Source organism: Amycolatopsis sp. NBC_00348, assembly GCF_036114655.1.
Classification (GTDB): domain Bacteria; phylum Actinomycetota; class Actinomycetes; order Mycobacteriales; family Pseudonocardiaceae; genus Amycolatopsis.
Genome location: NZ_CP107994.1, coordinates 4320834 through 4336503, shown reverse-complemented (window position 1 = coordinate 4336503; position 15670 = coordinate 4320834). Strand labels below are relative to the sequence as shown.

General features: G+C 72.0%; 17 protein-coding genes. 11 read left to right on the top strand and 6 right to left on the bottom strand.

What is annotated here, in order from left to right:
• Nucleotides 1-124: 124 nt before the first annotated feature.
• A complete protein-coding gene (locus OHS58_RS18780) occupies nt 125-979 on the bottom strand; it encodes an SDR family oxidoreductase (protein WP_328649222.1) in 855 nt (284 codons plus the stop codon).
• Between the two features lie 117 nt (nt 980-1096).
• Between OHS58_RS18780 and OHS58_RS18775 the strand changes: the two genes are divergently transcribed.
• Both OHS58_RS18775 and OHS58_RS18770 read left to right on the top strand, forming a co-directional pair.
• The gene (locus OHS58_RS18775) at nt 1097-1498 is read left to right on the top strand and encodes a winged helix-turn-helix transcriptional regulator (RefSeq protein ID WP_326948517.1); all 402 of its coding nucleotides are present in this window, start codon (nt 1097-1099) and stop codon (nt 1496-1498) included.
• A gap of 61 nt (nt 1499-1559) precedes the next feature.
• Nucleotides 1560-2552: a YihY/virulence factor BrkB family protein gene (locus tag OHS58_RS18770; RefSeq protein WP_328649221.1), complete on the top strand. Its 993-nt coding sequence runs from the start codon at nt 1560-1562 to the stop codon at nt 2550-2552.
• Here OHS58_RS18770 and OHS58_RS18765 read toward each other — a convergent pair.
• Entirely contained in the window at nt 2549-3340 is a 792-nt protein-coding gene (locus OHS58_RS18765; RefSeq protein WP_328649220.1) for an SAM-dependent methyltransferase, read from the bottom strand. The genes OHS58_RS18770 and OHS58_RS18765 overlap by 4 nt on opposite strands.
• Nucleotides 3341-3486: 146 nt before the next feature.
• Here OHS58_RS18765 and OHS58_RS18760 point away from each other — a divergent pair, with 146 nt between their 5' ends.
• Entirely contained in the window at nt 3487-4476 is a 990-nt protein-coding gene (locus OHS58_RS18760; protein ID WP_328649219.1) for a TerC/Alx family metal homeostasis membrane protein, read from the top strand.
• 62 nt (nt 4477-4538) lie between these two features.
• Here OHS58_RS18760 and OHS58_RS18755 read toward each other — a convergent pair whose 3' ends face one another.
• Nucleotides 4539-4892, bottom strand: coding sequence for a hypothetical protein (locus tag OHS58_RS18755; RefSeq protein WP_328649218.1), 354 nt, complete (start codon nt 4890-4892; stop codon nt 4539-4541).
• A 76-nt stretch (nt 4893-4968) separates the two neighbouring features.
• Between OHS58_RS18755 and OHS58_RS18750 the strand changes: the two genes are divergently transcribed.
• A complete protein-coding gene (locus tag OHS58_RS18750) occupies nt 4969-5583 on the top strand; it encodes a TetR/AcrR family transcriptional regulator (RefSeq protein WP_328649217.1) in 615 nt (204 codons plus the stop codon).
• A 15-nt stretch (nt 5584-5598) separates the two neighbouring features.
• On the opposite strand, the gene OHS58_RS18745 is transcribed toward OHS58_RS18750, so the two are convergent.
• On the bottom strand, nt 5599-6318 hold the full coding sequence (locus tag OHS58_RS18745) for a TetR/AcrR family transcriptional regulator (RefSeq protein WP_328649216.1): 720 nt from the start codon (nt 6316-6318) through the stop codon (nt 5599-5601).
• 89 nt (nt 6319-6407) lie between these two features.
• On the opposite strand from OHS58_RS18745, the gene OHS58_RS18740 reads away from it, so the two are divergent.
• On the top strand, nt 6408-7937 hold the full coding sequence (locus tag OHS58_RS18740; protein ID WP_328649215.1) for an FAD-dependent monooxygenase: 1530 nt from the start codon (nt 6408-6410) through the stop codon (nt 7935-7937).
• A 118-nt stretch (nt 7938-8055) separates the two neighbouring features.
• Here the strand turns inward: OHS58_RS18740 and OHS58_RS18735 are convergent, their stop codons facing one another.
• Nucleotides 8056-9603 carry an adenylate/guanylate cyclase domain-containing protein gene (locus tag OHS58_RS18735; RefSeq protein ID WP_328649214.1) on the bottom strand — a complete coding sequence of 516 codons (1548 nt, stop codon included), beginning with the start codon at nt 9601-9603 and terminating at the stop codon, nt 8056-8058.
• Between the two features lie 79 nt (nt 9604-9682).
• On the bottom strand, nt 9683-10423 hold the full coding sequence (locus OHS58_RS18730; RefSeq protein WP_328649213.1) for a sulfite exporter TauE/SafE family protein: 741 nt from the start codon (nt 10421-10423) through the stop codon (nt 9683-9685).
• Between the two features lie 87 nt (nt 10424-10510).
• Here OHS58_RS18730 and OHS58_RS18725 point away from each other — a divergent pair, with 87 nt between their 5' ends.
• The 6 genes from OHS58_RS18725 (at nt 10511) to OHS58_RS18700 (ending at nt 15630) form a co-directional block, all read left to right on the top strand.
• Nucleotides 10511-11275 (top strand): AraC family transcriptional regulator, encoded by a 765-nt coding sequence (locus OHS58_RS18725; protein ID WP_328649212.1) that lies wholly within the window; start codon nt 10511-10513, stop codon nt 11273-11275.
• 86 nt (nt 11276-11361) lie between these two features.
• Nucleotides 11362-12270, top strand: a complete 909-nt coding sequence (locus OHS58_RS18720; RefSeq protein ID WP_328649211.1) for an AurF N-oxygenase family protein — start codon at nt 11362-11364, stop codon at nt 12268-12270.
• 4 nt (nt 12271-12274) lie between these two features.
• The gene (locus OHS58_RS18715; RefSeq protein WP_328649210.1) at nt 12275-13762 is read left to right on the top strand and encodes an FAD-dependent oxidoreductase; all 1488 of its coding nucleotides are present in this window, start codon (nt 12275-12277) and stop codon (nt 13760-13762) included.
• Between the two features lie 547 nt (nt 13763-14309).
• Nucleotides 14310-14642 carry a WXG100 family type VII secretion target gene (locus OHS58_RS18710; RefSeq protein WP_247050426.1) on the top strand — a complete coding sequence of 111 codons (333 nt, stop codon included), beginning with the start codon at nt 14310-14312 and terminating at the stop codon, nt 14640-14642.
• Between the two features lie 29 nt (nt 14643-14671).
• Nucleotides 14672-14971: a WXG100 family type VII secretion target gene (locus tag OHS58_RS18705; RefSeq protein ID WP_247050428.1), complete on the top strand. Its 300-nt coding sequence runs from the start codon at nt 14672-14674 to the stop codon at nt 14969-14971.
• Between the two features lie 92 nt (nt 14972-15063).
• Complete coding sequence (locus OHS58_RS18700; RefSeq protein WP_328649209.1) at nt 15064-15630, top strand: hypothetical protein; 567 nt, start codon at nt 15064-15066, stop codon at nt 15628-15630.
• Nucleotides 15631-15670 lie beyond the last annotated feature (40 nt).

The window sequence follows — 15670 nt, the reverse complement described above, 5'->3', positions numbered from 1 at the left end:
TTCGCCGACCTTCTGACGAGGGTTGTGATCGCGTCGGCGGGCGGCGTGGTCACGACGGCCCTGTGGTACTGGTTCCCTTTCGCAGTAAAGGGTTTTGGCCGCCGGTGGACCGCCGTCCGGGGGCTCAGCCCTTGACGAGGGCCGCGACCGCGTCGGCCAACGGCGTCGTCGGGCGGCCGATCAGCGTGCTCAGGTCGCCGCTCGTGGTGTTCAGTTCGCCTTCGCGGATGCCGCGGTCGGCGTCGGTCAGCATGTCGGCCACCGGGTCGGGCAGGCCCGCCGCGACGAGGAGCTTCCGGTGCTCCGCCGGCGGGACGTCCTGGTACGTCACGGAAGTCCCGGACGCCTCGGTGATCGCCGCGGCGAAGTCGGCGTAGCTCCACGCGTCGTCGCCCGCCAGCTCGTACGTCTTTCCGGCGTGGCCGTCTCCGGTCAGGACGGCGACCGCCGCCTGCGCGAAGTCGAGCCGAGGGACGGCGCCGAGACGGCCGTCGCCCGCGCTGCCCGCGAACGAGCCGGTGGACAGGGCCTGCTGCACCGTCGCCGCGTAGTTCTCGGTGTACCAGCCGTTGCGCAGGACGGTGAACGGGATGCCCGCCTCCTGGATCAGCCGCTCGGTCGCCTTGTGGTCGGGCGCGACGAAGATCTTCGTCGTGTCGGCGTACAGGACGCTCGTGTAGACGAGGTGGCGCACGCCGGCCTCGCGGGCGGCGTCGATGACGGCCTGGTGCTGCGCGAGCCGCTGGCCGGGCGTGCTGCTGGAGATCAGCAGGACCTTCTCCGCACCCGCGAAGGCCGCCGCGAGGGTCTCGGGCCGGTCGTAGTCGGCCTCGCGGACCTGCACGCCGCGGGCGGCGAGGTCGTCGGCCTTCCGCGGGTCGCGCACGGCGGCGACGACCTGATCGGGCGAGGTCTTCTCGAGCAGGCCGTCCACGACCAGGCGGCCGAGATGTCCGGTGGCGCCGGTGACCACGATCATGCGTAACTCCTCAGGTCGGGTTGCTTACCTTGAGAGTGTACTAACTTTCAGGAAGTGCAAACCAATGGTGAGTACCGTCACTGGGGATTGTGCTGTCTGCCCGGTACCGTGGGGGGCATGACGGAAGCGCCGGAGTGGGTGGACGAGCACGGGCAGGTGGTGTTCGACGTGTTCGCGCAGGCGTGCACGTCCCGGTCCACGCTCGAGCACATCACCGGGCGCTGGGGGATCCTCGCGATGGCCGCGCTCTACGACGGCACCTTCCGGTTCAACGCGCTGCGCCGCCGCGTCACCGGCGTCAGCGAGAAGATGCTGGCCCAGACCCTGCAGGCCCTGGAGCGTGACGGCTTCGTGCTGCGCGAAGCCCAGCCGACCATCCCGCCGAAGGTCGAGTACAGCCTCACCCCGCGCGGCCGGCGCACCGCGGACCTGCTGGTGAACCTGATCCACGACGTCGAAGGCCAGATGCCGGACGTGATGGCGGCGAACGAGGCCTACGACGCCCGCAAGGACGGCTGAGTCACTCGACCGGGTTTCTCCTCGCCCCGATCGGGTATGCCCCGCGGCGACGAAGCAGGAGATGGTGCCGGTGCGCAAGGGACGACAAAAGCAACCGGACGGCCCGACGGAGTTGTCGCGGCGTTCGTGGTGGGAAGTGCTCAAGCGCACCGTCCGGCAGTTCGGCCGGGACAACCTCACCGATTGGGCGGCCGCGCTCACCTACTACGGCGTGCTCTCGATCTTCCCCGGCCTGGTGGTCCTGACGGCGTTGCTGGGCCTGCTCGGCCCCGGCCCGACGCAGACCGTGATCGACAACATCAACCAGGTCGTTCCCGGTCAGGGGCGGGAAATCCTCGTCGGCGCGATCAAGGAGCTGTCCGGTTCGCGCAGCCTCGCCGGCCCGGTGGCGGTGCTCGGGCTGCTCGGCGCGCTGTGGTCGGCGTCCGGGTACGTCGGCGCGTTCATGCGGGCGGGCAACGCGATCTACGGCATGCCGGAAGGCCGTCCACTGTGGAAGGTCCTGCCGCTGCGGCTCGGGTTGACGATCGGCATCGTGGCGCTGCTGGCCGCGTGCGCGCTGGGCGTCGTGGCGACGGGCACGATCGCGCGGCGGCTCGGCGACCTCGTCGGGCTCGGCCCGACCGGCGTGCAGGTGTGGGAGATCGCGAAGTGGCCGGTGATCGCGGTCCTGATCAGCCTCACGTTCGCGCTGCTCTACTGGGCGGGCCCCAACGTGCGGCAGCCGGGCTTCAAGTGGCTGACCCCGGGCGGGCTGCTGGCGGTCGTGCTGTGGGTGGCGGCGTCGGCCGGGTTCGCGTTGTACGTCGCGAACTTCGGTTCCTACAACAAGACCTACGGCTCGCTGGCCGGGATCATCGTGTTCCTGGTGTGGTTGTGGATCTCCAACCTCGCGGTGCTGCTCGGCGCCGAGCTGGACGCCGAGCTCGCCCGCGGCCGCGGTATCGAAGGCGGCCAGGAGAGCGAGGACGAGCCGTTCCTGCCGCCGCGCGACACGAAGGCGATGGACGCCGACGAGGTCGGGGAAGTGACCGACGCCGAGCGGGCGCGCTAGGGCTTGCGGCCCACGCCTGCGTAGACGTCGTCCGGTTCGGCGTCGCGGATGCCCGGTTCGGGGTGCCAGAGCGGGGCGCTCACCACGCCCGGCTCGACCAGCTCCAGCCCGTCGAACAGGGCCGCGACGTCGCTGTAGGGGCGGAAGTACATCGGGTCCCGGCTGTGGCGCATCGCGTCCGCGACCGCCGCCATCTCGCGCGGCGCGTGGTCGGCCGTCAGGTGCGACAGCGCGACGAAGCTGCCCGGCGGCAGCGCCGCGCGGTAGTCGGCGACGATCTCGGCCGGGCGCAGGTCGTCCGGGACGAAGTGGAACACCGCCACCATGAGCAGCCCGATCGGCCGGTCGAAGTCCAGCAGGGCCCGCACGTCCGGGTCGGTCAGCACGGTCTGGGGGCGGCACAGGTCCGCCTCGACCACGACGGCGTCGCGGTTGCCCTCGAGGATGAGCCGGCTGTGGGCGACGGCGACCTCGTCGTAGTCGACGTAGACGACCCGGCACGCGGGGTCCAGGGCCTGCGCGACCTCGTGCACGTTGCCGACCGTGGGGATGCCGGACCCCAGGTCGAGGAACTGCGTGACACCCCGGTCGATCATGTACCGCACGGCGCGGCGCAGGAAGGCCCGGTTGGACGCGGCCACCTGCCGGCCCGACGGCAGGACCGCCATCACCCGTTCGCCGACGACGCGGTCGGCGTCGAAGTTGTGGCTGCCGCCGAGCAGCCAGTCGTAGACCCGGGCCGCGCTGGGCAGCTTGATGTCGACACCCTCCGGGATCCGCTCGCCCACGGACACCGCGCACCTCGTTTCGCTCTCGTCCCCGGTGCGAAGGATACCCGGAAATCGCGCGGCCCCGGTGTCCGTCCACTGTGGACTCCACGTGCGCGGACGCGGAAATGTCCCTACTATCGGTGACAACGGAAGCGGGGGACGAAATGGACATCGGGGTCGGCACCTGGCTGGTCACCCTGGCCGTGATCCTCGGGCTGCTCGCGCTGGACCTGGTGCTCGCCGCGGTCCGGCCGCACAAGGTCGGGTTCCGCGAGGCCGTCGCGTGGTCGGTCGGCTACATCCTCGTCGCGGTCGTGTTCGGGGTGTGGGTGACCCTGGCGCACGGCGGCGAGTTCGGCACCGAGTACTTCGCCGGCTACATCGTCGAGAAGAGCCTCTCGGTCGACAACCTGTTCGTGTTCGTCATCATCATGACCACGTTCGCCGTCCCGGAGGAGCACCAGCACAAGGTGCTCACCTTCGGCATCGTGCTGGCCCTGGTGCTGCGCGGGATCTTCATCGTCGTCGGGGCGACCCTGTTGTCGCTGTTCACCTTCATGTTCCTGCTGTTCGGCCTGCTGCTGATCTACACCGCCGTGCAGCTGTTCCGCCACCGCGACGAGGATCCCGACGTAGAGAACAACGTCGTGGTCCGCACCGCCCGCCGGGTGCTGCCGCTGTCGGACGACTACGACGGCGGCCGGCTGACGACCAGGGTCGCGGGCCGCCGGCTGGTGACCCCGCTCGTGGTGGTGCTCGTCGCGATCGGCGGCGTCGACCTGCTGTTCGCCCTGGACTCGATCCCGGCGGTCTTCGGCGTCACCGACGAGCCGTACCTCGTGTTCGCCGCGAACGCCTTCGCCCTGCTGGGCCTGCGCGCGCTGTACTTCCTGGTCAAGGGCCTGCTCGACCGGCTCGTGTACCTCTCGACCGGGCTCTCGGTGATCCTCGCGTTCATCGGCGTGAAGCTGATCCTGCACTGGGCGCACGTCGACATCGACGAGGGCTTCCCGGAGATCCCCACCCCGCTCAGCCTCGGCGTGATCCTCGGCATCCTCGCCGTGGTCACGGTGGCCAGCCTGCTCAAGACCCGCCGGGACCCGGATGCGAAGGCGCACCCGGGTTCCCTGCGGGGGTCCGATCCCGAACCGTGACCCTCAGCCGATCACGTGCGTGGTCCAGTTCCGCTCTCGTCACCCGGGCAACCGGGATTCCCTTACGGCTCCAGCCGCACCGTGACCGTCACGGCGCCTTTCGCGTCCTGGCGGGCGATCGCGTGGCCGGTGCGGTCGGTGCCGTCCAGCTCCACGGCGATCGGGCCGCCCTCGCCGGTGAAGTTGCGCCACCAGTTCTTCCGGCCCGGGATGCGGACGCCGATCTCGACCTCATCGCCCGTGCGCCGGTAGCCCACCGGGATGCTGAACGTGCGGCCCGAGCGCCGTCCCGTGTACGTCACGATCGTCAGGTGCCGCCGCACCGCCGCGCCCCAGCGGCGTGATGAGCGCAGGGCCAGCACCCGGCGGTTGACCCCGCCGACCGCGCGTTCGACCAGCCGGCCGTTCGTCCTCATCGGACCTCCTTTTCCTTGTCCGCCACCGTAGCCGCGTAAGAGGAGAGACCTGTCCGCTTGGCGTAAAGTGAGAAACATGAGTGCGGACCCTTCTCACCCGGCGCTGCGGCGGGACGCCCGGCTCAACCGCGAGCGCATCGTCGAGGTGGCCCACGACCTCTTCGCGCGCCGGGGCCTCGACGTGCCGATGGCCGCCGTTGCCCGGCACGCCGGCGTCGGGATGGCCACGCTGTACCGCCGCTTCCCGACGAAGGAAGCGCTGGTCGGCGAGGTGTTCTCGCACCAGTTCGACACGTGCGTCTCGGTCGTGGACGACGCGCTGGCCGACCCGGACCCGTGGCGGGGGTTCGTCACGCTCGTCGAGAAGGTGGGGGAGATGCAGGCGTGCGACCGCGGGTTCAGCGTCGCCGTCGCGACGGCGTTCCCGGCCGACGTCGCCGCGGAACGGGCGCTGGGCCGCGTCACCGAGCTGATCGACCGCGCGAAGGCGGCGGGCGAGCTGCGGGCCGACTTCGCGGTCACCGACCTGGCGCTGGTGCTCATGGCCAACGACGGCGTGACGACGGACTCCCCGGCGGCCACGCGCACGGCGTCGCGGCGGCTCGTCGCCTACCTGCTGAACTCGTTCCGCGCCGAGCACGCCGGGGTGCCGTTGCCGCCGCCGGCGCCCATGAGCGTCCTGCCGGTGTGAGCGTCGTCAGCGTCGTCAGGGGAGGTGGGCGGCGATGCCCGCGAGCACCCGCTCCAGGCCCGCCTCGAACCACCGGTCCCGGCGGTCGGCGGCGTGCGGCGTCTCGGCTTCGACCATCACCCGGGTGAACCGCGGGTACCGCCCGCTGCTCACGATCATCGGGCCGTACTCGCCTTCGCGCTCCATCCACTGCTCGTGGCTGAGCCCCGAGAGCCGCGCCGCCTCCTGGTCGCCCAGCTCGCTCAGCACGTGGCCCAGGACGAACGACGCGAGCGTGCCGAGGTTGGCGAGCAGCTCGTCGGTGTCGAGGTCGAGGCCGTCGAACGCCGAGAACGTCAGTTCCGTCCACCACAGGCTGTTCGGGCCGTGGTTCGGCCGGCCCGAGGCCAGTGCGGGGAACCACGGGTGCCGCAGGGCCGTGGCGCGCATCGACCGGGCGATGACGCGCAGGGCGTCCCGCCAGCCCCCGGGCAGCACGGTGCCGCGCAGCTCGCCGGTCACCTCGTCGCCCATCAGCTGCAGGATGTCGTCCTTTTTGGACACGTACCGGTAGAGCGACGTGGTCCCGGTGCCCAGCTCGGCGGCGATCCGCCGCATCGAAACGGCGTCGAGTCCCTCGGCGTCGGCGATCTTGATGCCCGCGGCGGCGACGTCGCGGCGGGTGTGGGCCGGTTTCGGCCCGCGTGTTCCGTGTTCGGGACGCAGCCAGAGCGGCGGGCTGTCGTTCGCCGGCAAGAGGCCTCCTCGGATATTGCGAACACTGTACCCAGTTCGCTACGGTGGCGATACCGGGAACGGTGTTGCCGGGTTCTTAAGGGGGAAAGATGGACTACGACGTGGTGGTCGCGGGCGCGGGCCCGGTCGGCCTGCTGCTGGCCTGCGAGCTGCGCCTGGGCGGTGCCCGGGTGCTGGTCGTCGAGCGTGAGACGGAGCCGCCGCGCTCGCGGTTCGGGTCGATGGGGGCCCGCGCGGTCAACGCGCCGTCGGTGCACGCGCTGCACCTGCGCGGCCTGCTGCCCGAGGTCGAGCGCGCGGCCGCGATGTGGCTCGGCGGGGGCGCCGGACTGCCCGAGTTCGAACCCGGGGACACGGGGGAGCGGCCGGACATCTTCGTCGGCCACTTCGCCGGGATCGGCATCCGCATCGACCGGCTGCGCCCGCCCGGCCCCGGCGAGGAGTTCCTCGGCGCCGGGGTGATCGCGCAGGGTGATCTGGAGGCGATCTTCGAGCGGCGAGCCGCGGAACTGGGCGTCGAGGTGCGGCGCGGGGTCTCGCTGACCGCGTTCGAGTCCGATGCGGACGGTGTGACCGTCCACATCGGACGTCCGATCCGGACCGGCTGGCTGGTCGGCGCCGACGGCGGCCGCAGCACCGTGCGGCGGCTGGCCGGGATCGACTTCCCCGGCCTGGATCCGGTGTTCACCGGCCGTCAGGCCATTGTGGACCTGGACGACCCGGGCAAGCTCGTCGCGGACGGCTGGCAGGCGGGCGAGCACGGGTCCTACGTGGTCGGTGGCTGGGACGACGGCTCCGGCCCGCCGCGGGTGCACACCGTCGAGTACGAGGTCGTGCCCGACCGCGACGCACCGGTGACGGCGGAGGAGATCCAGGCCAGCCTGCGGCGGGTGAGCGGCACCGACGTCCGGGTCACGCGGCTGCACGTCGCCACCCGTTACGCCGACACGACCCGCCAGGCCGAGACGTACCGGAGCGGCCGGGTGCTGCTGTGCGGCGACGCGGCCCACGTGCACTCGCCGGCGGGCGGGCAGGGCATGAACCTGGGCCTCGGCGACGCGGTCAACCTCGGCTGGAAGCTCGCGCTCGTCGCGCGCGGCGCGGCCCCGGACGCGTTGCTGGACACCTACACCACCGAGCGGCACCCGATCGGCGAGTGGGTGCAGCGCTGGAGCATGGCGCAGACGGCGCTGAGCACCCCGCGCGGCCCGCGCGCGGACGCGCTGCGCGAAGTGCTGGCGGACCTGCTCGACACCCAGGACGGCGCCACGTACGTCGTCTCGAAGATCGGCGGCGGCTGGCAGCACTACGACCTGCCGGGCGACTTCCCGCTGATCGGCCACCGCGTGCCGGACCTGCCCCTGTCCGACGGAACGACACTGGCACCGCACTTCCGCACCGGCCGCGCGGTGCTGCTGGACACGGGCACGGGCGCGGCGGAAGTGGCGGCGGGCTGGGAAAGCCGGGTCGAGCTGGTGACGGCGACCCCGCTGGCGTTCCCGGACCAGAAGCTGGCGGCCCTGATCCGCCCGGACGGCCACATGGCCTGGGCCGCCGTCGGCCCGGATCCGGAGGGCCTGCGCGAAGCCCTGACAACGTGGCTGGGCCCACCCGCCTGACCGCCTGCTCGCGCTTTCGGCTCCGGTGCAGGGAGGTCCGTGAATGCCACATTGAGGGACACTAGGTCTCTCAATGTGGCATTCACGGACTTCGGGTGGCTTACGCGGGCGGCGGGTGTCAGGTGCGCAGGGTGGCCAGTGTTGTCGGCCGGCTGCGGCCGCGCAGGGTGACTTCCTCCGTTGCCTGCCACTGGTCCGACTCCGCCGAGTCCGCCGACTCGACCGCCGTCCACGAGGCCAGCAAGCGGCCGTCGACGTTCTTCGCCAGCTCCGTCAGCCGTGCCGCTTCGTTGACCGGGTCGCCGATCACCGTGTATTCGAAACGGCGTGGGTCCCCGACGTTGCCCGCCACCGCGTCGCCCGTGGCCACGCCGATGCCCGCCGGGCAGTCCGGGACCTCCGTCGCCAGCCGGGCCGCGATCGCCCGGGCCGCCGCCAGGGCGCAGGTCGCGTGGTCGGCCAAGACCGTCGGCGCGCCGAAGATCGCCAGTACCGCGTCGCCGACGAACTTGTTCACCAGGCCGTGGTTGCGGTCCACCTCGTCGACCACCACCGCGAAGAACCGGTTGAGCAGCCCGACGACCTCCTCGGGCGGGCGGCTCGCGGCCAGCGCCGTCGACCCCACCAGGTCGACGAACAGCACCGACACCGTGCGCACCGTCCCGCCCAGCTCCGCGGGCGCCCGCATGGCCTCGACCGCGACCTCGTGCCCGACGTGCCGGCCGAACAGGTCCCGCATCCGCTCGCGTTCCCGCAGCCCGGCGGCCATCCCGTTGAACCCGGCCTGCAGCAGCCCCAGCTCGGTGCCGTCGTAGACCGGGATCTCGCCGTCGAAATCGCCCGCCCGCACCCGGGCCAGCGCGTCCTGCACCGACCGGATCGGGTTCACCACCGCGCGGGCGGTGAACACCGTGACCAGCAGGCCGAAACACAGCACGACCAGCCCCAACGCGATCACCGAGACAGCCAGCTTCGTCGTGGAGACGTCGCCGCGGACCCACGCCAGCACCGCCGTGACCACCAGCCCGGCGACCGGCACCCCGGTGCCCAGGCACCAGAACAGCAGCATCCGCAGGTTGACGCCGCCGCTGACCGGCCGCGCCGGTGTCGTGCCCGCCAGCGCGCGGGCCGCGTACGGCCGCAGGGCGAACTCGCCGAAGAGGTACGCGATCGCGCAGACCACCACACTCGCGAAGGCGACCACCAGGAACACGGTCAGCGCGACGTGCGGCTGGAACAGCGCGGCCAGCCCGGCGAACACCACCGTCGCGACGCCCCACAGCACCGCCTGCATCAGCGTGAGCCGCAGCGGGACGCGCAGGCTGGCGGCGCGTTCGGCGTCGGTCGGGCGACGTCCGTCGGCGGCCCAGCGCAGCGTCCGCAGGGCACCACGGGTGCCCCAGAGCGCCCCGACGACCACCGCGGACACGACGTAGGTGGGCACCGCGACCGCCGTCACCCGGACAAGGTCGCCGGACAGGCCCGGGGCGGGCATGAGCAGCGCCGCGAGGCCGACCACGACCAGCGCGCCGATGACGTTGGTGGCGATCAGCGTCCCGGTGAGCAGCAGCTGGACGCGCCGCCGCAGCGTGGGGACGTCCTGGTCGAGGGGCCCGAGCAGCCCGGAGCCGAACGGCCCGGCTGGAGAGTCAGGGTGGAGAGTCACCGGTTCCTGCCGTTCGCCACACGATTGAGTGAACGACTGTACACCGGAATGCCGCCCCGCGAGGCCAGGCGCGCCGGGCTCACACCAGGACGGTGACCAGCGCCGCCGCCAGCAGGCCGAGGTAGGCCACGGCGTGCGCGCGGTCCGGGATGTCCGGGGACCACCGCCGCAACAGCGCGATCGTCGGCAAGGACCCGGCCAGCAGGAGCGCCGCCGCGGCCGGGTCGATCGCCGCGGGCCCCGGTGCGGCCAGGTAGACGGCGGTCGCCGCGACGGCCACCGGCAGGCTGAGCGGGTTGGCCAGCGCCGTCGCGTCGCTCATCGGCAGGCCGCGCCGCCGCAGCAGCGGCACCGTCAGGACACTGCCGCCGACGCCCAGGAATCCCGCCACCGCCCCGATTCCGACGCCGCCGGCCGTCACGGTGGCACGGCTCAACGGCCGGGGCCGGCCGCCGCCGAGGAACCCGCGCCGCAGGACGCCGTCCAGGATGGTCAGGGCCAGGTACGCGGCGAACAGCGCGTGCAGCACGCCGTCCGGGACGCTCGTCGCGGCCAGCGCGCCGAGGCCCGCGCCGACGGCGATGAACGCGGCCAGCGGCCAGACGTACGCGCGGTGCAGCCGGCCGGCGCGCACGACCGTGACCGTCGCGCCGAGCGAGTTGACCAGCATCACCACCGCGGACGTCCCGACCGCGACGTGCATCGCGGCCGGGCCGGTCGCGGCCACGGCGTAGACCACCGGGACCGTCACGAACCCGCCGCCGAACCCGAAAAGCGCGGTGGTGACGCCGCTGAGGACGCCCAATCCGAAGAGGAGCACGTACCGGAACGCTAGGCCGGACGAGCCTGGCGGGCATTCGATGATCAGCCACGTTCCTCCGAGTTCCGGCCACCTAGACTCGAGGGTGTGCGCAACACCCACATCGACACCGTGGACGACCTCGACCGCGACGTCGTCGCCATCGGCACCGACTACCCGCCCCGGCACGTGCTCCCCGAGCACCGCCACCGCCGGGCCCAGGTGCTCTACGGCGTCACCGGCTCGATGCGCGTCGAGACGGCCGACGGCGCGTGGACCGTCCCGCCGCACCGGGCCGTGCTGATTCCCGCCGGCACGCCGCACGCGGTCCGGATGGCCGGCGTCAGCACACGCAGCCTGTACGTCGAACCCCGTGCGGTGCCGTGGTTCCCGGCCCGCTGCCGGGTCGTCGAGGTGACGCCGTTGCTGCGCGAGCTGCTGCGGGAGGCGGTCGACGTCGAACCGCGCTACGCCGCCCGCGGGCGTGACGCCGTCCTGCTGCAGCTGGCCCTGCACGAACTGCGCCGGGCCGCGCCGCTGCCGCTGGACCTGCCGCTGCCGGCCGACCCGGAGCTGCGCCGGCTGTGCCAGGACTTCCTGGCCGCGCCGCGCGTCGACGTCCGGCCGGCGGCCTGGGCGGCCCGGCTGCACGTCGCCGAGCGGACGCTGCACCGCCGGTTCCGCGCCGAGACCGGGCTCGGCCTCGCGCCGTGGCGGCGTCGTGCCTGCGTGCTGCACGCGTTGCCGCTGCTCGCGGCGGGTGCGCCGGTGGCCGAGGTGGCCGCGGACCTCGGCTACGCGGGCCCGGGCGCGTTCACCACGATGTTCCACCGCCTGCTCGGCGCGCCACCCAGCGAGTTCCGCGAACGCTGACTCCGAGGACGGGTGTGCACTGGAACATCTATGTGTTACGTTTGGTAACAGTAAACTGCGGTAACACCCTGACGAGGAGGTCGGCCATGACGAGCATCGGCGAGCGCGTGCCGGAGGTGTCGGACCGCGAGACCATCGCGCGCCGGCTGCTGGACTCCTCGGAGCAGCTCTCGTACGACCCCGTCACGGAGGTCGACTGGGAGACGCCGCTCGACAAGGACTTCCACGGCGCCAGCCCCGAGTGGAGCACGCTCTACGGGACGTCCTACTGGGACGAGATGACGCCGGAGCAGCAGCGCGAGCTGACCCGCCACGAGGCGGCGTCGGTGGCGAGCACCGGGATCTGGTTCGAGATGATCCTGCAGCAGATGATCCTGCGTGACTTCTACGCCAAGGACCCGACCGACCCCGCGTTCCAGTGGGCGCTGACCGAGATCGCCGACGAGTGCCGGCACTCGATCATGTTCGCCCGCGGCGCGGCGAAGCTGGGCGCGCCCGCCTACCGCCCGCGCCGGTTCGTCGTCGAGGCCGGCCGGATCTTCAAGGCCACCGCGACCGGTGAAGCCGCCTACGCGGCGATCCTCGTCGCCGAAGAGGTCCTCGACGTCATGCAGCGCGACTGGATGCGCGACGAGCGCGTCGTCCCGTTCGTCCGGACCATCAACAACATCCACGTCGTCGAAGAGTCGCGGCACATGAAGTTCGCGCGCGAGGAGACCCGTCAGCGGCTCGAAGGCGCCGGCTGGGTGCGGCGGCAGATCAACGCGCTGGTCGTCGCGATCGCGTCGTTCTTCATCGTCACCAGCATGGTGAACCACCAGGTCTACGAGAACGCCGGGCTCGATGGGAAGCGCGCCCGGCGCGAGGCGAAGGCCAACCAGCACCACAAGTCGATGCTGCGCTCGAGCTGCTCCGGGCTGATGGAGTTCCTCCACTCCGCCGGGTTGCTGACCAAGCCGGCGCTGTGGTTCTACAAGCGCGCCAACCTCATCTGACGCCATGGCCTTCGCGATCACGCAGACCTGCTGCGCCGACGCCTCCTGCGTGTCGGTCTGCCCGGTCAACTGCATCCACCCGACGCCGGACGAGCCGGACTTCGGCCGCACCGAGATGCTCTACGTCGACCCGGCCACCTGCATCGACTGCGGCGCCTGCGCCGACGCGTGCCCGGTCGACGCGATCTTCCCGGCCGGCGACCTCACCGGGCCGCTGCGGGCCTACGAGGAGATCAACGCCGAGTACTACGCGGGCCAGGACGTGCTGGCCGAGGCGAGCACCGCGCCCAACTTCCACCGCTGGGCGCAGCCGGCGTTCACCCGGGTGCTCCCGAGCGACTTCGCGCCGCTGGACGTCGCGGTCGTCGGCAGCGGGCCGGCCGGCATGTACGCCGTCGAGGACCTGCTGCTGCACACGAACGCCCGGGTCACCCTGGTCGACCGCCTGCCGGTGGCCGGCGGCCTGATCCGCTTCGGCGTCGCGCCCGACCACCCGTCGACGAAGAAGATCGGCGAGACGTTCGCGCGGTTCCACGACCACCCGCGGCTGCGGCTGCGCCTCGGCACCGAGGTCGGCCGCGACGTCACCGCGGCGGAGCTGGCATCGCGGCACGACGCGGTGGTCTACGCGGTCGGCGCCACGGCGGCCCGGGCCCTCGGCGTCCCGGGGGAGGAGCTGCCCGGCAGCCTGGCCGCGGCGACCGTCGTCGGCTGGTACAACGGCCACCCGGACATCGCACCCGGCGCCGTCGACCTCTCGGCCGAGCGGGTGGCCGTCGTCGGCACCGGCAACGTCGCCCTCGACATCGCCCGCATCCTCACCGCCGACCCCGAGAGCCTGGTGGGCACGGAGATCGCCCCGGCCGCGCTGGCCCGGCTGCGGTCGGGCAAGGTGCGCGAGGTCGTGCTGCTCGCCCGCCGCGGCCCGGAAACCGCCGCTTACACGCGCCCGGAGCTGCTGGCCCTCGCCGACCGCGCCGGCGTCGACCTCGTGGTCGACACGCACGACCCGCGCGTCGCGGCGGCCATCGACCAGGGGGACGGCAAGGCCGTGTTACTGCGTGGCCTGCCGCGGGAGTCCGTGGACTGGTCCACGCCGCCGCCGGACGACCGCCGCCGCATCGTCCTGCGGTTCCACTCGGCGCCGCTCGCGGTCACCGGCGACACCGAAGTCCGGGGCGTGCGCGTCACCGGCGTCGAGGGTGACGTCGAGATCGGCGCGGGCCGGGTCGTGCGGGCCGCCGGGTTCCGCGGCACCGGCGTGCCGGGCCTGCCGTTCGACGAGGCGACGGGGACCGTGCCGAACGTCGAGGGCCGCGTCGAGGGCCACCCGGGCACCTACGTCGCGGGCTGGATCAAGCGCGGCCCGTCCGGCGGCATCGGCGCGAACCGGGCGTGCGCCCGCGAGACGGTCGGCGCCCTGCTCGAGGACGCCGTCGCGGGCCGGCTGCCGGTGCGCCGCCGGGCCCGGAAGCTCTTCAGCCGCGTCTGAGTGCCCGTTCGTCCACCACCCCGGTCTCCGCGGAGACCGGGGTGGTTTCGTCTTCGCGGCATCCCCCGGATGAGTGATGCGGTACCGCACCAAATCCGGTTCGGTACCGAAGAAATAAGAATGTCCACACCGGACAAGCCGATTGTTCGTACACGGCTCCGGCGCGATTATTCCTCACCGGTGGAATGAATCCGCGACTTTAGTAGGGTTGCCCGCCCGCGCGCCGGGCGTTCGCGGGCAGATATTCGTGGCCGGAGGGGCAGCCACCCGGCGCCGCGACCGGCTTTCGGAGCCGTTCTGCTGGGTGGTGACCACGAATGTCCGGTTCTGCCCGACCGTTCGCGCCTGTGTGTCCTTAAGGGAACCGCGTCGCGCGCCCTTCGGAAATCATCCATACGATCATCGTGCTGTCTCCGTCAGGCTTTCACGTCTTCCGGCGTCGAGAGTGCCGGGCGGGGCGATGCCGGGGCCCGCGGAACTCCTTTGTGGACGGAGGCGGCCCGACCCCGTTGAGGCAGGGCAGAACAACGGATTCGAGGAGGCGAAAATGGCGGCTCAGAACGGCGCCAAGGTAGACACCGGGATCATGCGCCAAGGCGCTAGCACCATCACCGACACCGGCCAGGGCATCACGGGCGTGAACCGCCAGGTGGACTCCACGATGCAGGAGCTGCTGGGCACCTGGCGCTCGGACGCGGCCGTGGTCTTCCACGAGGCGATGGGCACGTTCGACCGCACCGTGCAGACGATCGTCGACCGGCTGAACACGCTTTCCCAGCACGTCACGACCGGCGCGAACGACTACGACCGCCAGGACGAGGACAACACCTCGAACGTGCGCCAGCAGGCCGCGACCATCGGCGGCCTCCCCGGCTTCTGACCGGACTCCCTCTTCAGGAAAGGAAACCCATGGCTCTGGGTCAGTTCACCATCAGCTTCGCGCAGATGGAAGCCACGGTCGGGCGTGCGCAGCAGCAGTCGCAGCAGATCACCGAGCTGCTCGACCAGATGAACCGCACCATCACCGCGCAGCGCGAGCACTGGCTCGGCAGCGCGGCCGACGAGTTCCAGTCGACCTACGAGTGGTGCCGCCAGCAGGCGCTGACGCTCCCGCAGTCGCTCGACGCCGCCGGCCGCACGCTGGCGACCGTCAACGAGGGCACGTCGAGCACCGAGAGCGCCAACGCGACGCGGTTCGCGCAGCGCTGAGTCTCCCGCGCTCCGGCCGGGGCACGGCCGTCAGCCGCCGCGCCCCGGCCGGTTCGTCCGAACGCGACAGACCGGAAAGGACTCCTCCCGCCATGGCCTTCGACCCGGTGGTCTTCGAAACCGCCTCGATCGCGAACCCGAACAACCAGCACAGCGACACCCCGCCGTCGACCGAGGGCGCGTTCAACAGCCCCGGCCACCAGGACCCGGGCGACCAGGGCAACGTCTACATCCCGGTCGGTGACGTCTCCACCGCGCCGCCGGTCCCGGGCGGCGCGGACCACCCCGGCAAGGGCGTCACCGCGGTGAACACCCAGGCGATGCACACGTTCGCGCAGAACCTGCGCACGCTCGCCGACGGCCCGCTCTCCAAGCTGCCGGGCCAGCTCGACACCGTGAACATCAAGCCGGGCGTGTTCGCCACCGCGCACGACAAGCTCATCCAGCCGATCGTCGGCGAGGGCGGCCTGCGCGACTCGACCCGCACCACCGTGCAGGACCTCATCACGGCGATGCACGACGCGGCGGACGCGGTCGACAAGGCGGCCAACGCCTACGACTCCGCCGACGAGGCCAACAAGATGACGACCGACGCCTACAACCAGTACTTCGGGCAGCTGAGCTCGGAGATCACCGGCGCGGGGTCCAAACAGCACTGATCGATCGCACGCGGGGCGGGACTGCGGCGGGCTGAGGCGA